Source organism: Bradyrhizobium manausense (assembly GCF_018131105.1).
In the GTDB taxonomy this organism is placed as follows: domain Bacteria; phylum Pseudomonadota; class Alphaproteobacteria; order Rhizobiales; family Xanthobacteraceae; genus Bradyrhizobium; species Bradyrhizobium manausense_B.
The window spans coordinates 1-25,480 of the sequence record NZ_JAFCJI010000003.1 but is presented as its reverse complement, the minus strand read 5'-3'; the positions used below and the strand labels follow the sequence as shown (position 1 = coordinate 25,480).

General features: G+C 61.7%; 21 protein-coding genes, 3 tRNA genes and 2 pseudogenes. 14 read left to right on the top strand and 12 right to left on the bottom strand.

Translation table 11 applies throughout. The annotated features are described in order from the left end of the window. Window positions 1-2,235, bottom strand: coding sequence for an AAA family ATPase (locus JQ631_RS26770; protein WP_212331682.1), 2,235 nt, complete (start codon window positions 2,233-2,235; stop codon window positions 1-3). Window positions 2,236-3,733: 1,498 nt separating this feature from the next. Between JQ631_RS26770 and JQ631_RS26765 the strand changes: the two genes are divergently transcribed. After that, the gene (locus JQ631_RS26765) at window positions 3,734-3,901 is read left to right on the top strand and encodes a hypothetical protein (protein WP_212331679.1); all 168 of its coding nucleotides are present in this window, start codon (window positions 3,734-3,736) and stop codon (window positions 3,899-3,901) included. Window positions 3,902-4,366: 465 nt separating this feature from the next. Here the strand turns inward: JQ631_RS26765 and JQ631_RS26760 are convergent, their stop codons facing one another. The 3 genes from JQ631_RS26760 to JQ631_RS26750 form a co-directional block, all read right to left on the bottom strand. Further along, window positions 4,367-4,570: a hypothetical protein gene (locus tag JQ631_RS26760; RefSeq protein WP_212331677.1), complete on the bottom strand. Its 204-nt coding sequence runs from the start codon at window positions 4,568-4,570 to the stop codon at window positions 4,367-4,369. Window positions 4,571-5,673: 1,103 nt separating this feature from the next. Beyond that, on the bottom strand, window positions 5,674-5,826 hold the full coding sequence (locus JQ631_RS26755; RefSeq protein ID WP_212331675.1) for a hypothetical protein: 153 nt from the start codon (window positions 5,824-5,826) through the stop codon (window positions 5,674-5,676). Between the two features lie 96 nt (window positions 5,827-5,922). Then, window positions 5,923-6,201 carry a helix-turn-helix domain-containing protein gene (locus tag JQ631_RS26750; RefSeq protein WP_212331673.1) on the bottom strand — a complete coding sequence of 93 codons (279 nt, stop codon included), beginning with the start codon at window positions 6,199-6,201 and terminating at the stop codon, window positions 5,923-5,925. Between the two features lie 239 nt (window positions 6,202-6,440). On the opposite strand from JQ631_RS26750, the pseudogene JQ631_RS32640 reads away from it, so the two are divergent. Continuing rightward, window positions 6,441-7,508, top strand: a pseudogene (locus tag JQ631_RS32640) (recombinase family protein); the annotation flags it as partial. A gap of 565 nt (window positions 7,509-8,073) precedes the next feature. Here JQ631_RS32640 and JQ631_RS26735 read toward each other — a convergent pair. Together JQ631_RS26735 and JQ631_RS26730 are read right to left on the bottom strand one after the other, a co-directional pair. Next, window positions 8,074-8,148 (bottom strand) — tRNA-Thr (locus JQ631_RS26735). Between the two features lie 165 nt (window positions 8,149-8,313). Beyond that, window positions 8,314-8,754, bottom strand: coding sequence for a hypothetical protein (locus JQ631_RS26730; protein ID WP_212331671.1), 441 nt, complete (start codon window positions 8,752-8,754; stop codon window positions 8,314-8,316). A gap of 265 nt (window positions 8,755-9,019) precedes the next feature. Between JQ631_RS26730 and JQ631_RS26725 the strand changes: the two genes are divergently transcribed. Both JQ631_RS26725 and JQ631_RS26720 read left to right on the top strand, forming a co-directional pair. Further along, the gene (locus tag JQ631_RS26725) at window positions 9,020-9,505 is read left to right on the top strand and encodes a hypothetical protein (RefSeq protein WP_212331669.1); all 486 of its coding nucleotides are present in this window, start codon (window positions 9,020-9,022) and stop codon (window positions 9,503-9,505) included. A gap of 44 nt (window positions 9,506-9,549) precedes the next feature. After that, window positions 9,550-10,047, top strand: a complete 498-nt coding sequence (locus JQ631_RS26720; protein ID WP_212331667.1) for a hypothetical protein — start codon at window positions 9,550-9,552, stop codon at window positions 10,045-10,047. A 56-nt stretch (window positions 10,048-10,103) separates the two neighbouring features. On the opposite strand, the gene rlmB is transcribed toward JQ631_RS26720, so the two are convergent. Further along, a complete protein-coding gene (gene rlmB / locus JQ631_RS26715) occupies window positions 10,104-10,934 on the bottom strand; it encodes a 23S rRNA (guanosine(2251)-2'-O)-methyltransferase RlmB (RefSeq protein ID WP_212331665.1) in 831 nt (276 codons plus the stop codon). 207 nt (window positions 10,935-11,141) lie between these two features. Here rlmB and JQ631_RS26710 point away from each other — a divergent pair. Continuing rightward, a tRNA-Tyr gene (locus JQ631_RS26710) sits at window positions 11,142-11,227 on the top strand. A gap of 105 nt (window positions 11,228-11,332) precedes the next feature. On the opposite strand, the gene JQ631_RS26705 is transcribed toward JQ631_RS26710, so the two are convergent. From JQ631_RS26705 to JQ631_RS26690, 4 genes are all read right to left on the bottom strand, one after another. Then, complete coding sequence (locus JQ631_RS26705; protein WP_212331662.1) at window positions 11,333-12,364, bottom strand: LLM class flavin-dependent oxidoreductase; 1,032 nt, start codon at window positions 12,362-12,364, stop codon at window positions 11,333-11,335. A 95-nt stretch (window positions 12,365-12,459) separates the two neighbouring features. Further along, window positions 12,460-13,440, bottom strand: coding sequence for an NADPH:quinone oxidoreductase family protein (locus tag JQ631_RS26700; protein WP_212331659.1), 981 nt, complete (start codon window positions 13,438-13,440; stop codon window positions 12,460-12,462). A 56-nt stretch (window positions 13,441-13,496) separates the two neighbouring features. After that, window positions 13,497-15,554, bottom strand: a complete 2,058-nt coding sequence (locus JQ631_RS26695) for an ATP-dependent helicase (RefSeq protein WP_212331646.1) — start codon at window positions 15,552-15,554, stop codon at window positions 13,497-13,499. 163 nt (window positions 15,555-15,717) lie between these two features. Continuing rightward, window positions 15,718-16,104: a YciI family protein gene (locus tag JQ631_RS26690; RefSeq protein ID WP_212331644.1), complete on the bottom strand. Its 387-nt coding sequence runs from the start codon at window positions 16,102-16,104 to the stop codon at window positions 15,718-15,720. A 204-nt stretch (window positions 16,105-16,308) separates the two neighbouring features. Here JQ631_RS26690 and JQ631_RS26685 point away from each other — a divergent pair, with 204 nt between their 5' ends. The 4 genes from JQ631_RS26685 to JQ631_RS32515 all read left to right on the top strand — a co-directional run bounded on the left by JQ631_RS26685 (window position 16,309) and on the right by JQ631_RS32515 (window position 17,679). Then, the gene (locus tag JQ631_RS26685) at window positions 16,309-16,494 is read left to right on the top strand and encodes a hypothetical protein (protein ID WP_249161110.1); all 186 of its coding nucleotides are present in this window, start codon (window positions 16,309-16,311) and stop codon (window positions 16,492-16,494) included. A gap of 26 nt (window positions 16,495-16,520) precedes the next feature. After that, window positions 16,521-16,724, top strand: a complete 204-nt coding sequence (locus JQ631_RS26680) for a hypothetical protein (RefSeq protein WP_212331640.1) — start codon at window positions 16,521-16,523, stop codon at window positions 16,722-16,724. Between the two features lie 351 nt (window positions 16,725-17,075). Then, a tRNA-Gly gene (locus JQ631_RS26675) sits at window positions 17,076-17,149 on the top strand. 164 nt (window positions 17,150-17,313) lie between these two features. Continuing rightward, window positions 17,314-17,679, top strand: coding sequence for an excalibur calcium-binding domain-containing protein (locus tag JQ631_RS32515; RefSeq protein WP_349645025.1), 366 nt, complete (start codon window positions 17,314-17,316; stop codon window positions 17,677-17,679). Between the two features lie 21 nt (window positions 17,680-17,700). Here the strand turns inward: JQ631_RS32515 and JQ631_RS26665 are convergent. Then, window positions 17,701-19,784 (bottom strand): annotated as a pseudogene (locus JQ631_RS26665) (outer membrane protein assembly factor BamB family protein). Window positions 19,785-20,020: 236 nt separating this feature from the next. On the opposite strand from JQ631_RS26665, the gene xylB reads away from it, so the two are divergent. The 5 genes from xylB to JQ631_RS26640 form a co-directional block, all read left to right on the top strand. Then, window positions 20,021-21,466 (top strand): xylulokinase, encoded by a 1,446-nt coding sequence (gene xylB, locus JQ631_RS26660; RefSeq protein ID WP_212331637.1) that lies wholly within the window; start codon window positions 20,021-20,023, stop codon window positions 21,464-21,466. Window positions 21,467-21,590: 124 nt separating this feature from the next. Further along, window positions 21,591-23,114 (top strand): sugar ABC transporter ATP-binding protein, encoded by a 1,524-nt coding sequence (locus JQ631_RS26655; protein WP_212331635.1) that lies wholly within the window; start codon window positions 21,591-21,593, stop codon window positions 23,112-23,114. Further along, entirely contained in the window at window positions 23,107-24,147 is a 1,041-nt protein-coding gene (locus JQ631_RS26650; RefSeq protein WP_212331633.1) for an ABC transporter permease subunit, read from the top strand. Before JQ631_RS26655 ends, JQ631_RS26650 begins: the two co-directional genes overlap by 8 nt. A 70-nt stretch (window positions 24,148-24,217) precedes the next feature. Further along, window positions 24,218-25,165, top strand: coding sequence for an ABC transporter substrate-binding protein (locus tag JQ631_RS26645; RefSeq protein WP_212331631.1), 948 nt, complete (start codon window positions 24,218-24,220; stop codon window positions 25,163-25,165). A gap of 172 nt (window positions 25,166-25,337) precedes the next feature. Beyond that, the coding region (locus tag JQ631_RS26640) for a GDP-mannose 4,6-dehydratase (RefSeq protein ID WP_212332390.1) at window positions 25,338-25,480 on the top strand (143 nt) is incomplete at its 3' end.

Sequence of the window (25,480 nt, the reverse complement as noted above, 5' to 3'; positions counted from 1 at the left end):
CTAGGTAAACGGCGCGCGGTCCTTGATCTTGTCGTATCGCTTTCGGACAGCGTCAAACATTGCAACGAAGCGGCCTTTGCTCGCTGCGGAGAGGACTGTATTGGGGTCGACCCCCATGCGAGCCAAGAACTCTCGCGCGGGGCGCGTCTTGTGAAACTCTAAGCCTGCCGCAACAAATGCTTCCTCGTACCGCTTGACGATTCGCGGAATGTTGGAATTCAAGGCCAGTGTTTTTCCCTTCAGTTCGGCTTTGTAGGTATCCTTCACTAGCTTCTCGTAGACGCTTGGTTCGATAAGGTCTTCAATGTCGGCCTCTGAGGGTTTTGGTGTGAAGGCGTCGGTTACGAAGAGGACGGCGGTGTTTCGCAGGAGCTTGTTGGCTACGAGGTCTTTCTGGGTCTCTCTACCGGCTCGGTCATCATCGAGAAGAACTAAGACATTTAGCTCCTCCGACGCCAGCAGTGCAGCCAAATAGGACACCTTGCCTGCCCCGCCGGCAGGTGTGATTGTGAGTTCATCGGGCAACGCGGGTTCATCAATCGTCTGCAAGTGGGCGTTGACCGCAGACAGAATCCAAAAGTCTGTCACTCCCTCAACGATGAGATTTGAGTGTCCGACGAATAGCGTCTGCGAGAGCTGATATCCTAAAGCGGCCTGCAGCGGGAACAGCGTGCGTGAATCTCCGGTAGGAGTTTTCGTGACGGTGGTACCTGATGCGTTGTTCTCGTCGATGTTTACCGTTCTTACAACGTCGATCGAATCTGCGGGAATCATGAATGGAGAGTGCGTGGTGTAGATGATCTGATTGTCGTAGTCTTTTCGAAGGTGCAACAGCAAATGTTCTTGAGATTTTGCGTGGAGATACAGACCTGGCTCGTCAAGTAGCAAGATAGCTCCGTCTGAATTACCTCCCTGTGTATCGGCTGAGAACGTAATATAGAACGCAAAGAACCAGCGAAAGCCACGGCTACGTTCGTCGAGATTAACTTCGACGGGGTACTGAGCGTTCGGATCTGATACCAAGATGGTAACGTGTTGACCGTCAATGTCGAAGCGAACCATAAGTCTACGGTCCTTCCAAAGGCGACGAATTTCTCCTGTCACCAGAGAACTCGCTCGATTGAGGATTTGGCCGCGTAGCTCGTGGTTGTTGCGATTGGCATTCAGATTGGCTGGATCAAAGCCAGCGACCTTGGCCAACTTTTCGAAATTGTTCTCGCGTTCCTTCGAAGAAGGATCTTGGCCTCGTCGCTGCGTAAAGGATTCAAGGTCTTGATAGCCGTGCAATTCGGGGAAGTCTGAAACGTAAACGAAGCGGGGCAACCAGGCTTCTACAAGCTCCTCGGCTTTCCTTCGCTTGCTGTCGAAGTTGGCGATGGCATTCGCTGGATACTCAAGTTGATTTAGAAGTTCGTCTTGTGCTTCATCGAGCATGACGCCAGCCGCGCCCAGTGATGACCGAAGGTTTGCCGTGGCTGCAATCACGGCGGCAGACCACGCCTTTGCATTGCCGTTTGTTAAAGCTTGCTCAAGCGCCTGCCATGCCAAATTGCACGGTGTCTTGAGTGCATCGTCGAGCGCAGCCCATTTTGGTTCGACTACCGGTTTAAGTCGCTTGATTGTGCTAGCTGCTTTTTTTGCATCAATCTCAGGCTGCTTAGCGTTGACGTTGACCCAGAACTGTGCGGCCGCGTAACCACGGCCTATCGTGATATCCTCGGGAGCGCTCCCGAGCAAATCTTTGAGCTGTTCGGATTCCTTTTCGTTCAGTCCCCACCACGTCCAAACCACGTGTGTGTTCGGCTTGCATTCCTCAATGCGCTTACTTCTGGGGAAATCTTTTACCGAATTGAGGTCTTTGCGACCACCAGCGGGATTTAGTGAAGCAAGAGCTGTGAGCAGGTTAGATTTTCCACTCTCGTTGCGTCCCACCAGAGCTGTTATCTTTTCGACGTCAATATCGCCACTATTCTCGATAGAACGAAAATTTAGAACTCGGAATTTCTGGAGTATCATTTTTGCCCCGCATTGCAGCCATAGAGCGAGTCTAGCTGCTAATACTCGCGCTGCAAGGGCGATAGACCTAGAGCGGTCAGCGTTTGCACTGCAAAGCGAAGCGCCGCGACCTATGAATAAGTATGGCTTGACCGCAATGCGGGTCACGCCGGATTCAAAGCCCCAACCCCTAGCGGCTTCCCGTACAGCCCGTTCGGCGGAATCATGGGCGATGCCCATGCTAACCCGCCGATGCGACCGACAAGCCCGCGAAGAGTGCTGGCACGTCTACTATGGTGACGTCCGGGTTGGGACTATTGGGAAGCGATCCGGCAACCCAACGGACTCCGATCCGTGGAGTTGGTCCTGTGGCTTCTATCCAGGCAGTAATCCCGGCGAATGCACGTCTGGCACTACGTCGACGTTTGAGCGCGCACGCGACGCATTCCTTGCGTCGTGGGAAGTTTTCTTGTCGAAACGGACAGAGGCCGATTTCCAAGAATGGCGGGATCAGCGCGATTGGACGGCGCGAAAGTACGCCGCGTGGGCGAGGGGAGAGACTGTGTTGGTGCGTAAGGTGTGATGTAGCTAAAATCGGAGCAACGCAACTAAAAGTGTAGCTATATTCGGTACAAGTTGTTGTAGTTGCAATTCATTTTGCATTGGGGCAATGTTGACCCGTTGTTGATTCCGCAAGGGGAAGAGAACGGGGCAATGCAGAGCATGACTAAGTACGACGTGGGCCAGTACGTGACGACGTTGGACGGATTGACGGGATTCGTATTTGAAATTGCGGATGGCGCGCTAACGATAGCCATCTGCGAGCACGACGAAGAGCGAACAGTACCGGCCAGCGATGTGTCTTTATGGATGCCGCGCGGCCAAGAGGCGGAGCCTCGTTGGAGCTAGCTGGAAGGTCGGTCTGCGGACACAAATCAATGAGGCCGCCAGACCGGCGGCCTTCGACTTTCAATCGGAAAATTACGGGTGTTTGCCGCGCGATCCGCGCCAGTAGCCGAAGAGCGCTCGCCACTCTAATCCAGCGACTACGATTGCTATCGTCGCGGTAGCACCAACGCCCGTCATGATTAGCAGCATTTCCAGCATCGAATCACCTCGCGCTGTGCCGAGGTTCCTACGTACCAAAGTGCACATTCGTTTCGAAGCTTTATTTGCCTAGGAACGAGGTCGCCGCTCGCCCTGTTGGGCGGTTGGTGCGCTAGTGTATTCGCGTTGGCGCGCTCGCGGCCCCGGCGTCGCCCGTCCTCTTCCGGCACGTTGGGGCCGTCGCGCCTTTACTTACTGACGGTGAAAATCGTCTCTCCCTGCGCGTTCAGCTCACAAGCGCGCGTCGCCTTCTTACGCGCAGCTAGCAGAGTGTCCGCCGTCTTGCGCGCTGCAAGCGGGTTTAACGCCAAAACTGTGGTCCGGTGAATGAGCCACTCCGAACCATCCAAGGCAGTCCCGTATATTTCAACAGTGAACGTCACCGCACATTTCCATTCACTGACATGAACGGGACCATGCCGAACTGATTCCGGGCCCAATTAGACTCCACGCTGGACGATACCGGGAAAAAGTGGCAATCTTCGGTTGCGGATAACTGGGAGGAGACCTCGGCAGCAATTTTGGCCGGGGTCTTTCTCGCTTAAGACGCTAAGAAGAGGCCGCTTAAAGCAGCCGTCTGTCTCAAGTAACGCACGAAAGCGAAAGTAAGGTCTAAGCAAACGGATCGCCAATGAGCGTCAGAGCCATGCTGGCCAAACTTCTTGAAATCGAGCTTGTAGCGCGCGGTGTGAATTCGCTCGATCCATCCGACTGCGAACAAATTGTAGAGCGGCTTATTGAGCAGCTAACTGATTTCGAACTGAGTTTGGCGGCCAAAGAAATTAACAACCGGTCGTGATCTGTAGCCGAAATCAGAAAGGGCCGCCTGATCGGGCGACCCTTTCCGCTAGTTAAAATGATAAGGTCTTAAATCCAGCCCCGGGTGAAAACTTCTAAGGATCAAACATGGGTCGTCCCGGACATGCGGATTGAAGCGGCCTATTGTTTCAGGATGATTTCGTCGCGCATTAAATCTGATATTCCGTTTGAGGAACGTGGGGCGGTAGGACCGTTTACAGACGCGGTCTTAATCACTCTCTGAGCGCTTCTGCCGAGTCGCAGGAGGAGGAGTGGGAAGCCCCTTGAGAAGCTTGCGAGACAGTTCAATCCGCTCGCTTGAACGGACGAGCATGCGCCTTGTCACGTCGCTCCCGGCGCTTGTGCGCTCCCACGCGTAGATCACGTAGGAACGACCTTCCAGTTCTTCAGGCTGCCGCATGGGGAAGTCCCCGGTCGCCCTGCCGAAGCTTAATGGTTCTTAGAATTAGTCCGGTGGCTGTAAGCCGGGCGAATGCGCCCAATCGTCGAGGTGGCACGCAACGTCGGCCTGTCTCGCTTTCTTAATCAGCAAATCTCTCTCGGGGCCGGGTGGAAGCATTGCGGCTTGCTCACGAACCTCTTTCGACCAAGCGGCGAGGCGTTCTTCCAGCGACGTGGTCTGTTTGAAACGACGCCGATGCTTTGTCATGACACGCTCCTTTTTCGAGGAAGGCGGGAGCGCTGTGCTGGGGCGTTCTCATCACCGATAGATACCGAGAGCCGCGCGGTGATGGTAACACTTTACGGCAGGTGGGAAGTTGGGCAGTAACCTATGTTAGCGCCTATGGAACTATATTTTTGCGTGCGAAGCGAACTTTCTAGGAATCGCTGAAAAGGCGCTTTTGGCTAACTTGAAGATGGCGGCCCTTAAGCGATCGCCATCGACAGGATGGCGACGAGGGCGACGACAGTCAGCCCCCAAGTCAGTACGTACAGCATCCAAGGCTGCATCATTGCGCCCCGCTCGGTATTCCTGTCCACGCCAGGAGATACGAAGCGCACATGCTCCACTTGAGCTAGATCAATGGCTGAACACGAGCACGGCGACGGCGGCGATGGTAAAAATACCGGCCGAGACGGCGGCCAAAATCACAAGTAATTCTCTGCCCATGCATGGAAACTTAGCGTCCTGAGCGACACTCTGACTATGCAGTTTGGGACACCTCAACACCTCAACGGTGTCGATAATCAGCAGACTGGACGTTGAGAGCGCTTAATCCTCGTCCAGCTTGGGGAACGGCTCATGTGTCTTCCGGCCTAGGAAGGTGTCGGGAAGCGGTAGCTTCAGCAGATCAAGGCTCTCCCGATACGCAGCCAGGTAGCGCTTATAGGCCCGCGCAAAAATCGCGCGATCCTCTCGGTAGGGACGGTAGACTTCTCGGGACCGTTCGTAGGTCATTGCCCAAGCCTAGGACAAACCGGGTCGATGTCAAAATTCAAAACCCGCGCGGCGCCTATTAGCAACAAAAAGGCCTCAACTCGGAGCCGGAGCCCAGTTGAGGCCTCTTATGGCATCACGGTGTTGAGGCGGGATACCGAAGCGCTAACCTGCGGTGGTGCTATTTGTTCCAATTGCAAAACGAAGCCCCGGCAACGAGGGGGATCGTGAGGCCGGGGCTAAGTCACTTGTCTTACCACTCGGTGCTGCCCGAGCCGCATGTGGTAACGAAGTGATGTTAGTGAGCGTTCCACAAGGAAGGCGGCTGATCCAGCCAGCAGCGTCGTTAGGGCGACGCCAAGGCGGTCTTGGCATCAATGCGCAATGTGTCGTCGTTCCTCATTGGCAATGACGGCCAGCGTCTCGTACTGATTGGCGAGCGCCGTGAGATTCTTGGCAATGTTCTTGAGTACCGTTGCGGTCCTTGGGGTGACCCCGGCGACTTCGGCCTTGTTCCTATATGCCATTGCGAGCTTTCGGCATTCCTCGGCAGTGCGCATTCCATCACCCATTCATGTCCAAGTGCACGCCGACTATAGCAACTGTCGACCAAACCCGCGCGATCACTTCTTCCGGTCTTTGATCCCAGCCGGTACGTAGGGCTTCGACGGCCACTTCCGAAACTGCACGCCCGTTTCTGTGAAGACGATTCCCGCCGCTGCTAGCTCGCTCATCAGAACGAACAGCGTCGCTTCGTGCGGCTCGCGTTTGCCGCCTTCAAGGTCGGCCAACGTGCTGCGGTGCATGTTGCAGCCCTCAGCTAGGTAAGCCTGCGACCAACCAAGCAACGCACGCGCGGCCCTGATCTGTGCCGCCAATAAGGAGAAATCACGATCAGGCATAGTTTCTAATTACATTTGAAATCCGACCGTTTGTCGGATATAGAGTTCATTGCATTGGGGAGTATTTATGCAAGAAAATCAATTGCCAAGACCAGCAAACAGTAACTGTGCTCAGTTTTTTTCGGGAAACGCTGCCCTATCCATAGGCGACGATTTGGAAGCAGCGCTGGACGATTTCGTAATTGCGCTAGCCCGCAGTCAGGCCCGTATCGACCATGTCGAAGCAATGAGCGCAGCTAATGACAACACGCTCCACTAAGCGGGTCGCGATCTATTCGCGCTATTCGTCGGACCTACAAAACGATCGATCGATTGAAGACCAAATCGCTGTCTGCGAAAAGTTTGCCGCAAAGCAGGGCTGGAAGGTCGTAGGGAATTTCTATGATCGCGCTGCGTCGGGCGCTTCGATCTTTGGTCGGCCGCAGTTCGCAAAGATGGTCAGCGAAGCCCACGCTGGGTCGTTCGATATCATCCTGTCGGAAGACTTGGACCGTCTGTCGCGCAGTCAGTCAGACATTGCACAGCTTTTCGAGGATATGAATTTCGCAGAAGTCGAAATTCATACGATGGCTGACGGTCTAATCAATGAAATGCACATCGGTGTCAAAGGCACCATGAGTGCTTTGTTCTTGAAGGGACTTGCTCAGAAGGTTAGGCGCGGTCTTGGCGGTGTAGTGAGACAGGGGCGCAATCCCGGTGGCGATCTTTACGGGTACACCCCGAGAAAGGGGGATGCTGGCATTCTCGATATCAACGCCGAGACTTCGGCAGTTGTGAAGCGCGTCTTCGAAGAATACGCGGCGGGGACGTCTCCGCGCGCGATTGCTGCGGGTTTGAATGCTGACAACATTGCGGCCCCGCGAGGGGGTAAATGGAATGCTTCTACGATCAACGGCAACACCGCACGCGGGCAGGGCTTGCTTCTGAACGAGCGATACGTAGGCCGCTTAGTCTGGAATAAGAGGCGGTCCATCAAAGACCCAAAAACCGGACGACGCGTGACGCGAACCAATCCTGAGTCCGAGTGGGTTACGCAGGAAGTCCCGGAATTGCGCATCATCGACGACGAACTGTTCAACGCGGTTCGTGCACGACGGCTTGACGCTGGAACCCCTGCGTCTCGCAGGCGGCCAAAGTCCACCCGTCTTCTGTCAGGCTTGCTTCGCTGTGGTGCCTGCGGTTCTGGCATGTCGCTTATGGGCCACGACCGCTCCGGGCCCCGCATTCAATGTACGCGCCATCGCGAAAGCGGTTCCTGCAACAACGGCACGCGCTACTACATCGAAAAAATCGAGGAGCTTGTTCTTACTCGGCTGAAAGCCCAGATCGACAATCCGAAGCAAATGGGCAAGTTCGTTGAAGCCTATCTAGCCGAAAGGCGGGCTCTGTCTGCGAGCGCGCGCCGCGATAAGGCGAAGATTACGGCGCAAATTGCGGGCTGTCAGAAGGCAATCGACAACCTCGTTCTAGCTGTCGAGAAGGGGCAATTTGAACCGGAAGAAATAGCTTCCCGGCTACAGCACCAACGAACAGAGAAGTCGCGGCTTCAGGCCGACTTGGCAGCCGCTGACGAGAACATTGTTTCTGTCGATCTGCATCCCACCGCTGTGGCCCGCTTCAGGCAGAATTTGGAGCGAATTTCCGGATCGGGGGATCGCGTCGACCCTCAAGTAGCAGCCAGCTTCCGGGAACTAGTAGAGAGTGTCGTGGTGCTGCCCAGAAAGCCAGGTGAGCCTTACACGGTGGAGACCCGTGGACGGCTGGCAGCATTGATTGGGGCGCCCAGCGGGCGCCCTGAGGCTGTGCAAGCGGCCTTGTCTATGGGGGCGGAGTCTAGCCGTATTGTTAAGGCGAGGGTGTCGGCTAATCTAATGGTGCCGGCTGAGGGGATTGAACCCCCGACCTTCGGTTTACAAAACCGCTGCTCTACCGCTGAGCTAAGCCGGCGACGCCCTTGAGGAAGCGGGCAGGGGCCGGCATGCGCCGGCTGCCCGCCCGCGCGTCGCAATACCAGACTTGGTTGGAAAGTGCCAGAACCCGCACACGTCCTGCGGGCACGAAACAGGCGGCCTGAGGAGGCCGCCTGTTCGCGTGTAGGCTGTCTAAATCGGCTTACTGGCAGATGTGCCGGCGGCCGTCCGCGCCCTTGAACCAGGTACCGGGCGTGCAGACGAAGCCGTTGCGCTGGGCATAGGTTCGAGTGTCCCAACCGCGGTTATCCCAGCCGCGATTGTCCCAGGAATTGTCATAGGCGTAGCTGTTGTCCATCGCGCGGAACGGGGCGGTTGCGATCGCGCCCGCGGTGCCGATGGCGGCGCCGGCCACGTCACCCGCGACGTCCGTCGGCCAGAAGCCGGTATGGGTCCTGTTCCAGTCGCCATTGCTGTGGCGGTAGCTTACCCGATGATGGCGATATCCGAGGTTCTGGCAGTTGACGTCGGGCGATCGCGCTGAGCAGCGCCCGGAATTGGTGACGACCGATTGCGCCATCGCCGAGCCGGTCAACATGGTCGCCGCAATCGCCGCCGCGCCGAGGATTTTCATTGCCGTCATGATCGTCTCCCTTCGAATTGACGGGGAGCTAAATATTGTGAGCGGCAGTCGTTCCGACGGAACGGACTGATATTTCGCACAGTCAAACGGATGTGAGCGCATGGGAACAAGGGCCGCCGCCGTTAACACTTCGCTAGTGCGCGTCGCTGCATTTGAGCGGCGCCCGACCCTTGCACGTTAGGCTTACCGGAATTTGGTCAGCGCTCCTTAACCCTCTCGATGCTGCAATCCGGTAGGTTGCGATCCGGACAACCGGGATACTTCCATGCGCGCCTTGGCGCTTGCAGCCTTCCTGATCGGACTGCCCGCGTCGGCCTCGGCCGGCGGCGGTTTCGATATCGTCGTGCCCGGCCGTCCCGGCGTGCCCATCATCATCAACAATATCGACGCGTCCTACACCGTCGTCGAAGGTGTCTGGGGCCTTGGCAAGAACGTCCAGGTGCAGCCCACGATTTACGGCGGGCGCTATGTGGCAGAACGACAGCCCCCCGAGGTCGGCCACTACTACCCGAGCATGGGCTTGCAGCCCGGCTACGGCCGCCTCGAAATCGAGCCGCCCGCGAACCGCAAATTGCCGAAGCCCGCCGAGAGTTATCACGAGAGCTGGGGTGCGCAATCCGCGCCGTTGCCGCCGCAGATGGATGTGCCGGTCGATCCGCCGCCGGTGATCCTCGCTCCAGAGGTCAACGACCATCCGCGCCGTCCTCGACCACGGCCGCATGCAGGAATGCCCGGCAAGCCGCCGGGTTAAGAAACGTCAGAATCCAACAAGACGGAAATCAACAGGAGAGAGTAATGCGTCAAATGATTTCGGGACTGGTCGCGGCCGCCGCCGTGATGTTCGTGGGCAGCGCGCCGGCGATGGCTTGCGGCTTCAGCCCGTGCCAGCCGGTTGCGCCGGTGTTCTCCGGCTGCAATACCGGCTGCGGCGGCTATGGCTATGGAGCCGGCTATGGTTATGGCTATGAGCGCCTGGCCGAGCCGAGCACGCAGTACTACTACGTCAACCAGGGCCCGACCTACACCGGCCCGGGTGCTTTCGCGCCGCATCCGACCTACCAGGAAGACGCAGTCGTCGCGCCCGCCAATTACGGCTATGGCTATGGCGCCGCTGCTGTCGCGCCGCCGGTCGCCTATCCCTATCGCCGGCATTTCCGGCCGTATCGCTATGGCTACGGCCCGCGTTACGGCTACCTGCCGCGCACGCATTACGGCTATGGTCCGCGCTATGGCTACGCCCATCGCTATCAGCCGTATTACGGCGGCCATCGCGCGCTGCGCCGCTATTACTGATCTTGATCGGTTGAGTTGATGAAGCGCCCGGTCTCACGACCGGGCGTTTTGTTTTGTCAGCGCTTCATCAGCCCGAGCCTGACAGCGCCGACATAAAGCGAGAGCACGGCAGCGTTCGAGACGTTGAGGCTCTTGATCTCGCCGGGCATGTCGAGCCGCGCCACGACGCTGCAGGTCTCGCGCGTCAATTGCCGCAGGCCCTTGCCTTCGGCGCCGAGCACCAGCGCCAGCGGCTCGCGCAGCGCGACGTCCGAGAGATCCTCGCTGCCTTCGCTGTCCAGCCCAACCGTCTGGAAGCCGACTTCGTTCAGCGTGGTGAGCGCGCGGGCGAGGTTTTGCACGGTGATAACAGGCACCAGTTCGAGCGCGCCGGAGGCGGCCTTGGCGAGCACGCCGGTAGCTTCCGGACTATGGCGCGCCGTCGTGACGATCGCCTTGACGGCGAAAGCGGCGGCCGAGCGCAGGATGGCGCCGACATTGTGGGGATCGGTGATCTGGTCGAGCACCAGCACCATGCCGTCCTGCTGCAAGTCCTCGATGTCGGGCGAGGGCAGGGCATCGGCCTCGGCGAGCAGGCCCTGGTGCACGGCGTCGGGCGAGAGCAGGCGGTCGATCTCCTGGGGCCGGACGATCTCGGGGGTGACGCGGGTCTCGATGTTTTCGTCCGCAAGGCGCTTGGCGGCGTTCTCGGTGAGCGTCAGCTTGCGGATCCGCCGCTGGGGATTGGCCAGCGCCATGGCGACGGTGTGCCAGCCATAGAGGATGACCGGCCCATCGCCATGCGAATCGCGATCGTGCCTTGCCGGCCGGCCAGCCGATTTCCCGGGTCTGTTGAAGGGCTTAGCCCCGCCGCGGGGCCCCCTCGGGGCGAATTTCTTATCCTTCATGGCCTCGCTTGTGTCACGGGTCCCGGAATATGGCAATTTGGCTGGGTTCGAGGGCGATTTTAGCTGTTCGCCTCGGTTGACTTTGCCCCACCGCTTCGCCCATAAACGCGCCCGGTCGCGCCCCCATCCGGGCTGTCGCGGCCTTCACGTTCCATGGCCGTCTTCGGTCCGCCGGCAAGGTCCGGCCCGATTGTGCTGCCGTCGAGCGGGGGAGTGTCCCGAGTGGCAAAGGGAGCTGACTGTAAATCAGCCGCCTCATGGCTTCGCAGGTTCGAGTCCTGCCTCCCCCACCACGTTTCGCCCTTCGGGCTACGCGTGGCGCAGCCGCGTGATGCCCGAAGGGCGAAGCGTGGTGTCCGGCGAAGCCCGTAGGGCGAAGACGGACTGAGGCGAGTTCCTCACCCCAACATCTCCCGCACCATCGGCACCACTTTCGCCCCGTAGAGCTCGATGCTCCGCATCAGTTTCTCGTGCGGCAATGGCCCCGCCGAATATTTCAGCTGGAAGCGCGAAATGCCGAGCGTCTTTGCCGTCTTCGCGATCTTGCGTGCCACGGTTTCCGGCGAGCCGACATAGAGCGATCCGTGCTCGGCTTCGCTGACGAACTCATCGCGGCCCATCGGGGGCCAGCCGCGCTCGCGGCCGATGCGGTCGCGCATCGCCTTGTAGTCGGGCCAGAGCTCTTCGCGCGCCTGCTCATCGGTTTCGGCGACGTAGCCGGGCGAGTGCACGCCTATCGGCTGCGCGGGGCGGCCGAACTCCTTGAAGGCGCGGTGATAGAGATCGACATAAGGCGCAAAGCGCGCGGGATCGCCGCCGATGATGGCGAGCATCAGGGGCAGATCGTAGTGCGCGGCGCGCACCACCGATTGCGGACTGCCGCCGACGCCGATCCAGGTTTTGAGCTGACCATTCTCGACCGGCGGATAGACAAGCTGCTCCTTCAGCGGAGGGCGCAGCTTGCCCTGCCACGTCACCGGCTTCTGCGACAGCAGCGCCGCGAACAGGTCGAGTTTCTCCTCGAACAGCTCTTCGTACTTGCGCAGGTCGAGGCCGAACAGCGGAAAGGACTCCGTGAACGAGCCACGGCCGAGGATCACTTCGGCGCGACCGTTGGAGAGCGCATCCAGCGTCGCAAAGCGCTGGAACACGCGGATGGGGTCGTCCGAAGACAGCACTGTCACGGCCGAGCCGAGATGGATGCGCTTGGTGCGCGAGGCGATCGCCGCGAGCACGGTTTCGGGCGAGGAGATCGCAAAATCAGCGCGATGGTGTTCGCCGAGGCCGATGAAGTCGAGGCCCAGCTCGTCGGCCAGCACGGCTTCGTCGATGACATTGCGGATCACCTGCGCATGCGGAAGCATGTTGCCGGTGACGTCCTCTGTGACGTCGCCAAAGGTATCCAGTCCGAATTCGAGCGGTGCGGTCATCGATCAGGTCTCTGTGGGGAGGATCGACCGGATTTAAGGGACGACCGCGACGTCACAAGGCAACTTCCGGAAATGCTCGGTTTCCGTTTGTGCGTCTATTTCGAAGTGCGCACGACCATCTTGCCGAGCGCCCCGCGCGTCTGCATCGTCCTGAACGCCTCGCGAAAGTCGTCGAACGAGAAAACGCGACCGACCACAGGTTTCAGCCTGCCTTCGGCGAGCCAGCAGGTCAACTCCGACATCAGGCGGGTCTGAACATCGGGCTCGCGCGTCGGGATCTGCGCGAGGTCGACGCCGAGCAGGGCACCGCCTTTCAGCAGCGGCAGATTGAACGGCAGCGCGGGGATCGTACCGCCGGCAAAACCGACCACGAGATGGCGTCCGCGCCAGGCGATGGAACGAAAGGCCTGCACCGAGATCTCGCCGCCGACGGGGTCGAAGATTACGTCAGCGCCGTGTCCTCCCGTCAATTCTTTCAGCGTGTCGCGCCAATCGGTCCGGGTGTAGTCGATGACAGCGTCGGCACCATGGGTTTGCGCGAACTCGCGCTTCTCCGGCGTTGATGCGGCTGCGATCACACGGGCGCCGAGCAGCTTGCCGATCTGCACGGCCGCGATCCCGGTGCCGCCCGCTGCACCCAGCACCAGAAGCTGCTCGCCCGCGACGATCGCGGCGCGCGCGCTCAGCGCGTAGAGCGCAGTCAGATAGTTGGCGCGGAATGAGGCGGCGACCTCGGCCGCGACACCGTCCGGCAAGGGATGGAGCGCTTCAGGCCTGACGACGATTTCCTCGGCGAGCGCGCCAGATCGGGTCATGCCCATCACGCGCATGCCGGGTTGGTAACCTCCCGGCGCGCCGGGCGCCTCCTCGACGACACCAGCGAATTCCGTCCCGGGAATGAAGGGTAGAGAATCCTTGGTCTGATAGCGTCCCTCGATCTTCAGGCCGTCGACAAAGCCAATGCCCGCCGCCTCCACCCGGATGCGCAGCTGTCCGGGCTCCATGCGCGGAGACGGGATTTCCTTCAGTTCGATCTGATCGATGGGCGCGAATTGCTCGACGACGACGGCTTTCATGTCGGACCTCTGTTATTCCAGCCATCCTGACAGGTCCCGAGACTTGTCTCTTGCGTCTACCGCCACATTCCCCGCATCCGCGCGCCAATGTCGACCTTCGGTCCCTGCGATGCAGCGCGCGCTGCGCTTGCGCCGGCCTTCGGCCAGGCCGTGCGCTCGAACAGATAGACCAGTTGCTCCGGGATGAAGCGGGTGCGCGAGGCGTAGACGTGGCGGTCGCCCTTGGCGGCCTGGCCGTGGACGAAGAAGCGCTGGGGCACCACGAGGTGCAGATCGTCCTTGGCGCGCGTCATCGCGACGTAGAGCAGGCGGCGTTCCTCCTCGAGCTCGGCGCTGGTCCCGGCGCCGAGGTCGGAGGGCATGCAGCCGTCGACGACGTTGAGCACGAATACCGACTTCCACTCCTGCCCTTTGGCCGAATGAATCGTCGAGAGGATCAGATAATCCTCGTCGCGAAGCGGCGGACCTGATTTGTCGCTGGTCGCATCCGGCGGATCGAGCGTGAGTTCGGTCAGGAATTTTTCGCGCGAGGAATAGCCGCTCGCGATCTGCTCGAGCTGCATCAGATCGGCGCGACGCGTCTCGGGGTCCTCGTGGATGCGGTCGAGATGCGGCTCGTACCAGAGGCGCACGCGCTCGAGATCCACCGGCCATTCCGAATAGCGCAGATTCTCGACGGTGCGGACGAATCCGGTCCAGTCAGCACCCGTGCGCGCCGGCACCGGAAACTGCCCGAGTGCGTGCAGCGGGTCCATGCTCTCTGCCATCTGGTCGAGCACGCGCTGCGCGGTCGCGGGGCCGATGCCCGGCAACAGATGCAGGATGCGGAAGCCGGCGACGCGGTCGCGAGGGTTTTCGGCAAAGCGCAGCAGCGCCAGCACGTCCTTGACATGCGCGGCGTCGAGGAATTTCAGTCCGCCGAATTTCACGAACGGGATGTTGCGGCGGGTCAGCTCGATTTCGAGCGGGCCGGAATGCGAGGATGTGCGGAACAGCACCGACTGGTGCTTCAAAAGTGCGCCTTGCTCGCGATTGGCCAGAACCTGCTCGACGATGTAGCGGGCCTGGTCGGCCTCGTCGTGCACGGTGACGAGCTGCGGCTTCTGCGAGCCGGTACGGTCGGTCCAGAGATTCTTGGTGAAGCGCTCGCGCGCGAGCCCAATGACACCGTTGGCTGCCGCGAGTACGGGCTGCGTCGAACGGTAATTGCGGTCGAGCGTGATCATCTCGGCGCGAGGCGAGAAGCTTTGCGGAAAGTCCAGGATGTTGCGCACGGTGGCGGCGCGGAACGAATAGATCGACTGTGCGTCGTCGCCGACCACGGTGAGCCCGCGTCCGTCGGGCTTGAGCGCCAGCAAAATCGACGATTGCAGGCGGTTGGTGTCCTGGTATTCGTCGACCAGCACGTGATCGAAGCGGCCGCCAATCTCATCCGCGATCAGCGCGTCGCCCATCATCTGCGACCAGTAGAGCAGGAGGTCATCGTAATCGAGCACATGCTGGGCCTGCTTGGCTTCGACATAGGCCGCGAACAACCCCTTCAGTTCGGCGGCCCAGCCCGCGCACCAGGGATAGTGCGCCCCGAGCACCTTCTCGATCTCCATCTCGGCATTGACGCAGCGCGAGTAGATCGACAGGCAGGTGCCCTTGGCCGGAAAGCGGCTCTCGGTCTTCGACAGACCGCGCTCGTGCCGGACCAAATTCATCAGATCGGCGGAATCTTCGCGGTCGTGGATGGTGAAGGCGGGATCGACGCCGATCCGCTCGGCATATTCGCGCAACAGGCGCGCGCCGATGCCGTGGAAGGTGCCGGCCCAGGTCAGCGCATCGCGCATGATCGCGGCATTGTTCTCACCCAGCACCTTGCGGGCGATGCGCTCGACACGACCGGCCATCTCGGCGGCGGCGCGGCGGGAGAATGTCATCAGCAGGATACGCCGCGGATCGGCACCGGCGACGATCAGATGCGCGACGCGATGGGCGAGTGTGTTGGTCTTGCCGGAGCCCGCACCGGCGATGACGAGCAGAGGGGCGCCCACGATCGTACCATCGGCCACGCCATGCTCCACGGCGCGGCGCTGCTCCGCATTGAGCGTGTCCAGATATGACGTCACGAATCGCCCCGGTGAAACCAGCAGAATCAACGATCCCCCGCCGAATCGCAATGCGGCTGGACGGAACCTGCAGACAACACCTCGGGAAAAGCCGCCTCAGGTTCCAGCTTCTGACCCTGTGCCCCGATGAGGCGCCGGGGCGGGCGGAACGAGTGGGCCGCGCCTATTTGCTTGATGGCGTCGCGCCGAACCCATCGGCCGGTACGTAAAGCTTGACCGGGCGGATTTCGTAGACTGCACTTGGATTGACCTCACGCAGCTTCCGCGCCGCCGCGATGGCCTCCTCATCCGTGTCGTAGTTGACGAGGTGGAAGCCCAGAAGCTGCTCCTTGGTCTCGGCAAACGGCCCGTCCAACACGATGCCTGCGCCGGAGCCGCGCAGGGTGTAGGCCTTCTTGGTGTCATCCAGACGGGCCGCCGGCCCAAGGTTGCCGCTTGCTCTCATGGGCGCCTGAACCTCAATGACCTTGGCGACGACGGCGGCGTCCTCCTCTGGCGTCCACGCCAAAATCTCGCCTTCCACGTGGTAGGCCAGGATCGCGTAAAGCATTTTTACCTCACTTGTTTTTGGGCGCGCAGCCCAAAGGACGTATGACCGCCATCGATACCGACAATGGCCGGCGTAATATATTGCGTCACGGCGACGCTGACGAAACCAATCTGAAACCCGATTAGCGCCCGGGGGTGTGAACGCTGGCCAAAGTCGTGGCGACTGATGGCCATCAAGAGCCATCAAGGGCTATCGGAGGCGGCAATGTCGGGTCAGACCATCAAGATCATCTGCGATGCGCGGCGGGCAGGGACGTCGGAGGCGGCCGATCTGCACGACCAGGCGGGCCACCACCGCTATTACGGCAGCTCCGTCGAGCGTGGCGGCGAACGGATCGTCGAGACTCGCCGCGGCAAGCGCCCGTCTGTGCTGGCCATCTTCGGTTTTTAAACCTCGCTGAGCGAAAACGACGCGCCATGAGCGTCCTGCAAATTGCGATCGCCGCACTGCCCTTCCTCTTCTCGCTCGTGAGCCGCAACATCCATGTCATTGCGCTCTGCCTGCTCACCAGCATCCTCACCGTGCTCTTGAGCGGTGAGCCCCACCGGGCGGTCATGGCCTGGTGCCTTGGCGCGCTGGTCGCCTCCGTGGCGGTGCGCGAGCGGTTTCGCGCAATCTGAGCCGATGTGCGGCTCATCCCTTGAAGCAATTCCAAAAGAAAAGGCGCGGCGGAGGAGACCTCCGTCGCGCCCGATTTCTTGCTCGCTGGTCCAGGGCTGAGAGCGCCCCGATGCCAAGCCTCTTTCAAAGCCTAGCGGGCGATCCCAGCGAGGTGACAGCGCTTGGTAAAAGACACTGGATCACCTCCTTTCGTTGATTGCGGGAGACCTCAATATAGGCCGGATGACCGCCGCTGTTAAGGGGACGCGTCGCGAGGCGGAACCGGGCCTGTGCGCAAGGGAGGAAAGCCGGCCAACGCAGCGCCACGGACAGTTGAGACCGCCGCCCGGCCGTGTTAGGGAGCCCCTGTCGCGGGTGTAGCTCAATGGTAGAGCAGCAGCCTTCCAAGCTGAATACGAGGGTTCGATTCCCTTCACCCGCTCCAAGGCTTTTGAGCAGCTCTCCCTGTCATTCGGACAAGCTGGCTGGTGGTCATTCGGACAATTGATAGCCTTTTGCTCGCGCGGCACCTGCGCTAGTCCCGCAATTCATGGTAGAAGCCTCGATATTGCTCAAGCTATTTGTCCTCTGTGGCGGAGCGAAGCCAGCGTGCCGCACCTGCCGAGCCCCAATCCTGTTCGTGCCGGCGCTGAAAAGCGACTGCGTAATCTTCAACGTGGTTTCCGCGCGGCATCGGCCCGCTATGATCGGCAGCGGCAGCGCCAGACTGTCATCGGGGTCGTGATTGGCGTCGCTGCCTTTGCGTTTGCCTTCGCAGTCGTGTGGGGGCTGGCGTCAAGCCCATGGCCGGTCACAACCACGCTCAGACATATCGCGTCTGCCCCCAACTGTGATTTTGCCCGACTGGTCGGCTTGGCGCCCGCGAGACGGGGAGAACCCGGCTATTGGCAGCACCATGATCGCGACCGAGATGGAATTTCATGCGAACCATGGCCGCCGCCACGCCGCTCGTAACAGCCAAATTCGTCCCCCGGTTCAGTCCTTCAACGCGTAGGCGATGACGTAATCGCCGCGCTTGGTGCCGAACGAGCCGTGGCCGCCGGCTGCGGTGACCACATATTGCTTGCCGTCGACCTCGTAGCTCATCGGGGTCGATTGGGCGCCGGCCGGCAGGCGGTCTTCCCAGAGCACCTTGCCGTCGCGCACGTCGTAGGCCCGGATCGTGTACTCATAGGTCCCGGTGTAGAATGCGACCCCTCCGGCGGTCGTGATCGGTCCACCCAGCATCGGCACGCCCATCTTGAAAGGCAGCGGCAGCGGCGTGGTGTCCCGGATGGTGCCGTTCGGATGTTGCCAGACGACCTTCATCGTTTTCAAATCGATTGCGGCCATCGAGCCCCATGGCGGCCGGTAGCACGGCACGGAGAGGGGCGAGAGAAAGCTTGAGATCTCCACCCCGAACGGCGTGCCATACATCGGCTGCGTCCCGACCTCGCTGCCGACAGGCTTCTCGGCCGTCGGCGCCGGAGGATTTTGCGGGCCGCGCGGAATGAGCTTTGAGACGAACGGCAGCGACATCGGGTTGGCGATGGCGATCTGTCTCACCGGATCGATCGCGATGCCGCCCCATTCGAACATGCCGAGATTGCCGGGGAAGACGAGCGTGCCCTGCAGCGAGGGCGGCGTGAACGTGCCCTCGTAGCGCAGCCGCTTGAACATGATCCGGCACAGCAACTGGTCGAAGATCGTGCCGCCCCACATGTCCGCGCCGGTCAGTTTTGCCTCGGGGCGGAACGTCAGCTCGGAGAATGGTTGTGTCGGCGCGGTGCGGTCGCCGGGCGCGGCTCCCTGCGGCACGGCGCGTTCCGGTGCCGGCACGATCAACTCGCCTGTCCGTCGATCGAGCACGAAGATGTTGCCGACCTTGGTCGGCTGAACGATTGCTGGAACGACACCCTTGGCTGTGTTCACATCGACCAGGCTTGGCTGCGACGGAACGTCCATGTCCCAGAGATCGTGATGCACCGTCTGGTACGACCAGACGCGCTTGCCGGTGTTGACGTCGAGCGCCACGATCGAGCTGGAATAGCGCTCGATCAGCGCGTTGCGATTGCCGCCCCAGATATCGGGTCCGTTATTGCCGGTGGGGATGTAGACGAGGTTCAGCTTCGGATCGAACGAGGCCGCAATCCACGAATTCGGCGAACCGTTGGTGTAGTGGCGCGTCGGCGACGGCAGCTCGTTCTCGTCCGCCGCGCCGGAGTCCCAGACCCAGACCAGCTTGCCGGTATAGACGTCGAAGCCGCGGATCACGCCCGAGGGCACGTCGACCCCATAGTTGTCGATCACCGCGGCAGCCAGCTTGGGATCGTATCGCCAACGCTCCTTGCCGGTCTTGGCGTCGAGCGCAAACAGCACCTGGTGCTGCGAGCAGAGATAAAGCGTGTCGCGGACCTTGATCGGCGTCACCTCGAAGGTCGTCTCGCCGGAATCCTCTGGCGTCGGCACATCGCCGGTGCGGAAGGTCCAGGCAACCTTGAGCTTGCCGACGTTGTCGGGCGTGATCTGCTTCAGCGGCGAATAGCGCTGTCCGAATTGCGTGCGTCCATATGCCCGCCAGTCGCTGTCAGGCTGAGGATCGGCCTCACTTTGCGGCGTGGCGGAGCTCGCTCGGCGATCGTGCCGTTGACGTCGTGATAGCTCGACAGCAGCGCGATGGCGATAGCGACGGAAGACGCGGCTACGCCGATCCAGAGTGGCAGCGTCGCGCTTCGGTAGGACACCGGCTGGTCTCGCAACAGCCCGCGAACGATCACCGGTGTGAGCAGCCAGAGCGCCATGGGGAAGACGACGTCGCCGCGAGATGCGAGCGGCCACCAGTCGAACTGCACCTCGGAAATGGCCCACGCCACCGTGCCGACCAGCACGATCGCAAACAGCCACAGCGCCTGATGGCGCCGCGACAGCAACAGCGCGGCCGTGGCGAGAATGCCGGCACCAAGAACGACATAGAAGATGGAGCCGCCCAACGCCGCGAGCCAAAGGCCGCCACCCGCGAGCACCAGGCCGATCAGGGCGTAGACGATGCCCGTGATGAAGACGGACCTGGATCGCTGCATGGTTGCTCCGGCGCGGCAAACAGATCGTGCAAACGCAGCAGACGGTACATGGTTGCAACTACTTTGGTCCAATCAACCACAGATGGCGACCTTCAGCTGCTGCGCCGACGCAACATCCGCGCGCAAAAATTTGCGATCCCACGAGATAAGTCCTTGTCCGGAATTGCGCGCCCGACGAATACGATCATTGTTGCGCATCGTGTCCTCAATGCCCACATTCGGGAGCCACATCCGCCATGTATCTCGGCATCGATCTCGGCACCTCCGCGGTCAAGACCGTTCTCGTCGACGGCGCGCAGCGCGTGGTTGCGAGCGAGAGCCGGGCATTGACCAGCGCCTCGCCGCATCAAGGCTATTTCGAGCAGGATCCCGCACAGTGGATCGCGGCGACCTTTGCGACGCTGGACGCCTTGAAGGCGTCGCATGGAAAAGAGCTGGCCTCCGTCGAAGGCATCGGACTGTCAGGCCAGATGCACGGCCCCACGCTGCTCGATGCCAGCGATACGCCGTTGCGGCCCTGCATTCTCTGGAACGACGGACGCTCCGCCGCGGAGTGCCGCATCCTGGAGCAGCGCTGGCCTGCCTTGCGCGCGACAACAGGCAACAAGGCGATGCCCGGCTTTGCGGCGCCCAAGCTGCTCTGGATTGCGACGCACGAGCCTGAGGTCTTTGCGGCCACCGCACGCGTGCTGCTGCCGAAAGCCTATCTGCGCCTGGTGCTATCGGGCGAGGCAATCGAGGACGTCTCGGATGCGTCGGGATCGCTCTGGCTCGATGCCGCGCGCCGGGACTGGTCGGATGCAGCGCTCGCCGCGACCGGCCTGTCGCGCGCACAGATGCCGCGCCTGGTCGAGGGATGCGCGCCCGCGGCCACTTTGCGCCGCGAGCTGGCGCAGCGTTGGGGCATGGTGAGGTGCCCGATGATTGCGGGCGGCGCCGGCGACAATCCAGCAGGCGCCATCGGCATCGGCGCGATCAAGTCCGGCACTGCGTTCATCTCGCTGGGAACCTCAGGCGCCTTGCTGGCGCCGACCGATCACATCGCCGCCAACCCGGACCGTGTGGTCCACACCTTCTGCCATGCGATCCCCGGCATGTGGATTCAGGCCGGCGCCATCCTCTCGGCGGCATCATGTCTGGCCTGGGCCGCGCGCCTGTTCGGGGTCGCTGAGGCCGAGCTGCTGGCGCCGCTGGGGTCACGCCCGCAGGCGCCATCGCCCGTGAGCTTCCTGCCATATCTTGCGGGCGAGCGGACGCCGCACGATGATCCCGTCGTGCGCGGCATGCTCGATGGCTTGAGTCACGGCACCGACCGCACGGCGATCGTGCAGGCCGTGCTCGAGGGCGTGGCCTTCGCGCTTGCCGATTGCCGTGACGCGCTCGGCGATGCCGGCATTGCGGTTGCCGAGGCCGATGTCATCGGCGGTGGTTCACGGTCCCGGTTCTGGCTGTCGGTGCTATCAAACGTTCTGAACGTTCCGATCCATCGCTTTGCCGACGGCGAGACCGGCGCAGCGTTTGGTGCGGCGAGATTGGGGCGGCTTGCTGTCACCGGTGAGGCAATCGAAGCCGTCTGCACGCCGCCGCAACGCGTCGAGACTTTCGAACCCGACCGCGCACTGGTGGACGCCTACGCGATGCGGCTTCCCGGCTGGCGCCAACTGTATCGGCCGCGCCACTAGTATCGCTTTGGTTGCGCATTTCTCCCTGTTCGCTGTTGCCCTGCGCGATGGCCTTTTGTTTAATGGGTGAACCGCGCTCGAAACGAAACGCGGACAGGAAACGCATTGTGCGCCGGGAGGCACGATGAACGATCCGATCCTCGAGATGCGGGGAGTTTCAAAATCCTTCTTCGGCATCAAGGCGCTGCGTGCGGTTGACCTGACCGTCTATGCTGGCGAAATCCATGCCTTGATGGGCGAGAATGGCGCCGGCAAATCGACGCTGATGAAGATTTTGTCGGGGGCTTACCGGCCGGATCCCGGCGGCGAGATCAGGATCGAGGGCAATCCGGTTCGGATCGAAGGTCCGCTTGGCGGCCGTGCCGCGGGCATCTCGATCATCTATCAGGAACTATCTTTGGCCCCCAATCTGAGCGTTGCGGAGAATATTTATCTCGGCCGCGAGATCTCGCGTTCAGGTTTGCTGGCTCGCAGCACCATGCGCGAGGGCGTCGGCCCGATTCTGCAGCGGCTGGGAGCTGACTTCCTGCCGTCGACCCTGGTGGCACATCTCTCCATGGGCCAGCGTCAGCTCGTCGAGATCGCGCGTGCGCTGCACGCGCGCTCGAAAATCCTGATCATGGACGAGCCGACCACGGCGCTGTCGGCCGGCGAGAGTGAGCGGCTGTTTGCGCTGATCCGCCAGCTCCGCGCCGAGGGGCTCGCCATCATCTACATCTCGCACCGCATGGACGAGGTCTATGCGCTCGGTGACCGCGTCACCGTGCTGCGCGACGGCCGCCTGGTCGGCTCGCTCGACAAGCAGGACATCCGCGCCGACGCCATCGTCCGCATGATGGTCGGGCGCGACGTCTCATCCTTTTACAAGAAGGATCACGATCCCGAGGCCGGGAAGGGGCATCCCGTACTCACCGCCATCGATATGGCGGACGGGCTGCGCGTCAAGGGCTGCTCTCTCACCGTGCATGCGGGCGAGGTGGTCGGGCTTGCCGGCCTGATCGGTGCCGGCCGGACCGAGCTTGCGCATCTCATCGTCGGCGCGGCATCGAAGACGTCAGGTCGTCTCGAGCTCGAAGGCCAGCCAATCGACATTCGCACGCCGGGCGAAGCGCTCGAAGCCGGCATCGCCTATCTGACCGAGGACAGGAAGGCGCTCGGCCTGTTCCTCGACATGTCGTGCCTGGACAACATCAATCTTGCGGTGCTTGGGCGCGATGCCAAGTTCGGCGTATTCCTGGATCGCGACAAGGCGCGTGAGCGTGCCGACCGCGCCTTCGCGGGGCTCAGCATCCGTGCCGCCAATGTCGGCGTGCCCGCGGGCGGGCTTTCCGGCGGCAACCAGCAGAAGGTGCTGTTGTCGCGGCTACTCGCCATTGCGCCGAAGGTGCTGATCCTCGACGAGCCGACGCGCGGCGTTGACGTCGGCGCCAAGTCGGAGATCTATTCGATCATCGACAATCTCGCCAAGGCCGGCACCGCGATCCTCGTCATTTCGTCCGATCTGCCTGAGATCATCGGTATCTGTGACCGCGTCCTGGTGATGCGGTCGGGGCTGATCGCGGGCGAGATCAGGCGGACCGAGACCGCGCCTTTGACTCAGGAAGACATCATGGCGCTTGCCACGGGGACGGAGCATCTCGATGCCTGACAACGGATCGACACAGGCGAAGGCCGTAACGGCAAACGGCGCTGCTGCTGCCGAAGCGACGAAGCGCCAGCGCGTCAGGCTGCTGATCCGCGCGGCCGGCATGCTGCCGGTGCTGCTGCTGCTCTGCGCCGGCTTTCATTATCTGTCGGACGGCCGCTTCTTCACCGGGCAGAATCTCGGCATCGTCCTGCAACAGGCTGCCGTCAACACCGTGCTCGCCGCGGGCATGACCTTCGTCATCCTCACCGGCGGCATCGACCTGTCGGTCGGCTCGATCCTGGCGGCATCCGCAATGGCCGGCCTGACGGTGTCCAAGCTGCCCGAGTTGAGCGCGCTGTGGCTGCCGGTCGCGGTCCTCACCGGTCTCGGCTTCGGCGTCGTCAATGGCGCGCTGATCGCGCTGTTGCGCCTGCCACCCTTCATCGTCACGCTGGGCTCGCTCACGGCCGTGCGCGGCCTGGCGCGGCTGCTCGGCGCCGACACCACGGTGTTCAATCCGTCGATTCCCTATGCCTTCATCGGCAACGGCTCGCTGACGCTCATCCCCGGCGTCGCCTCGATCCCGTGGCTCTCGGTGATCGCGCTGCTTGTCATCCTGGTCTCGTGGCTGGTGTTGCGCCGGACGGTGCTCGGCGTGCACATCTACGCAGTGGGCGGCAACGAGAGCGCCGCGCGGCTTGCCGGCATCAAGGTCTGGGCCGTCGTGATCTTCGTCTATGGCGTGTCCGGACTGCTGGCCGGGCTCGGGGGCGGCATGCAGGCGGCGCGCCTTTATGCGGCCAACGGCTTGCAGCTCGGCCAAAGCTACGAGCTCGACGCCATCACCGCGGTGATCCTCGGCGGGACGTCTTTCGTCGGCGGCATCGGCTCGATCTGGGGAACGCTGGTTGGCGCGCTGATCATTGCGGTGCTCTCGAACGGCCTGATCCTGACGGGCGTGTCCGACATCTGGCAATATGTGATCAAGGGCCTTGTGATCATCGGCGCGGTGGCGCTGGATCGCTATCGACTGCAGGGCTCCGCACGAACCTAGTGATGCGAAATTCGGTTGCGGCAACTGGTCTGCCGTGCCCGGGGATGAAGACAGACCAGGGAGGAAGACAATGTTGAAGATGACCATGCTCGCCGGCGCCGCGATGGCGCTCGCCCTGACCACCGTGCCGTCCTCTGCCAAGGAGCTCAAGTCGATCGGCGTCTCGCTGGGGTCGATGGGCAACCCGTTCTTCGTCGCTCTGTCGAAGGGCGCCGAATTCGAGGCCAAGAAGACCAATCCCAATGTGAAGATCACCACCGTCGGCTTCGAATACGATCTCGGCAAGCAGGTCACCCAGATCGACAATTTCATCGCCGCCGGTGTCGACCTGATCCTGCTGAACCCCGGCGATCCCAAGGCGATCGGGCCCGCGATCAAGAAGGCGCAGGCGGCGGGCATCGTCGTGGTCGCGGTCGACACCGCGGCTGAAGGCGCCGATGCCACGGTGACCACCAACAACGTCCAGGCCGGCGAGATCTCGTGCCAGTACATCGTCGACAAACTGGGGGGCAAAGGCGATGTCATCATCGAGAACGGGCCGCAGGTCTCGGCCGTGATCGACCGTGTCACCGGCTGCAAGAACGTCTTCGGGAAGAATGCGGGGATCAAGGTGCTGTCCAGCGACCAGGACGGCAAGGGGTCGCGCGAAGGTGGCCTCACCGTCGCGCAAGGCTATCTGACCCGTTTCTCCAAGATCGATGCCATCTTCGCCATCAATGATCCGCAGGCGATCGGAACCGACCTTGCGGCGAAACAGCAAAATCGCACCGGCATCATTATCACCTCCGTTGACGGCGCGCCTGACATCGAGGCCGCGCTGAAGGATCCGGCGTCGCCGCAGATCCAGGCGTCGGCGTCGCAGGACCCGTTCTTCATGGCGCGTCGCGCCGTGCAGGTCGGTGTCGGCATTCTCAACGGGCAGAAGCCGGCCTCGACCGTCGAGCTGCTGCCGTCGAAGCTCGTGACCCGCGACAATATCAAGGACTACAAGGGCTGGACCTCCGACCGCTCGCAGTAACGCCTCGCAATTTCTGCCGGCTGCGGCCTCAATTCGAAGGGAGCGACCCGGGAAACCCGCCCGGGCGCGCCTGTGAGGTTGACCCCAGCGACCATTATGTCAAAGAGGGGGAGTTTTTCGACGGTGGCGCCAGCCGCGCCGGTCGGGGTGTCATCGGGAGCAAGTCTACAATATGAGCCAGCGGGTCGCTCTCATCACCGGTGTGACGGGTCAGGACGGGGCTTACCTCGCCGATCACCTGCTGTCGCTCGGCTATGTCGTGCACGGAATCAAGCGGCGCTCGTCCTCGTTCAACACCGCGCGTGTCGATCATCT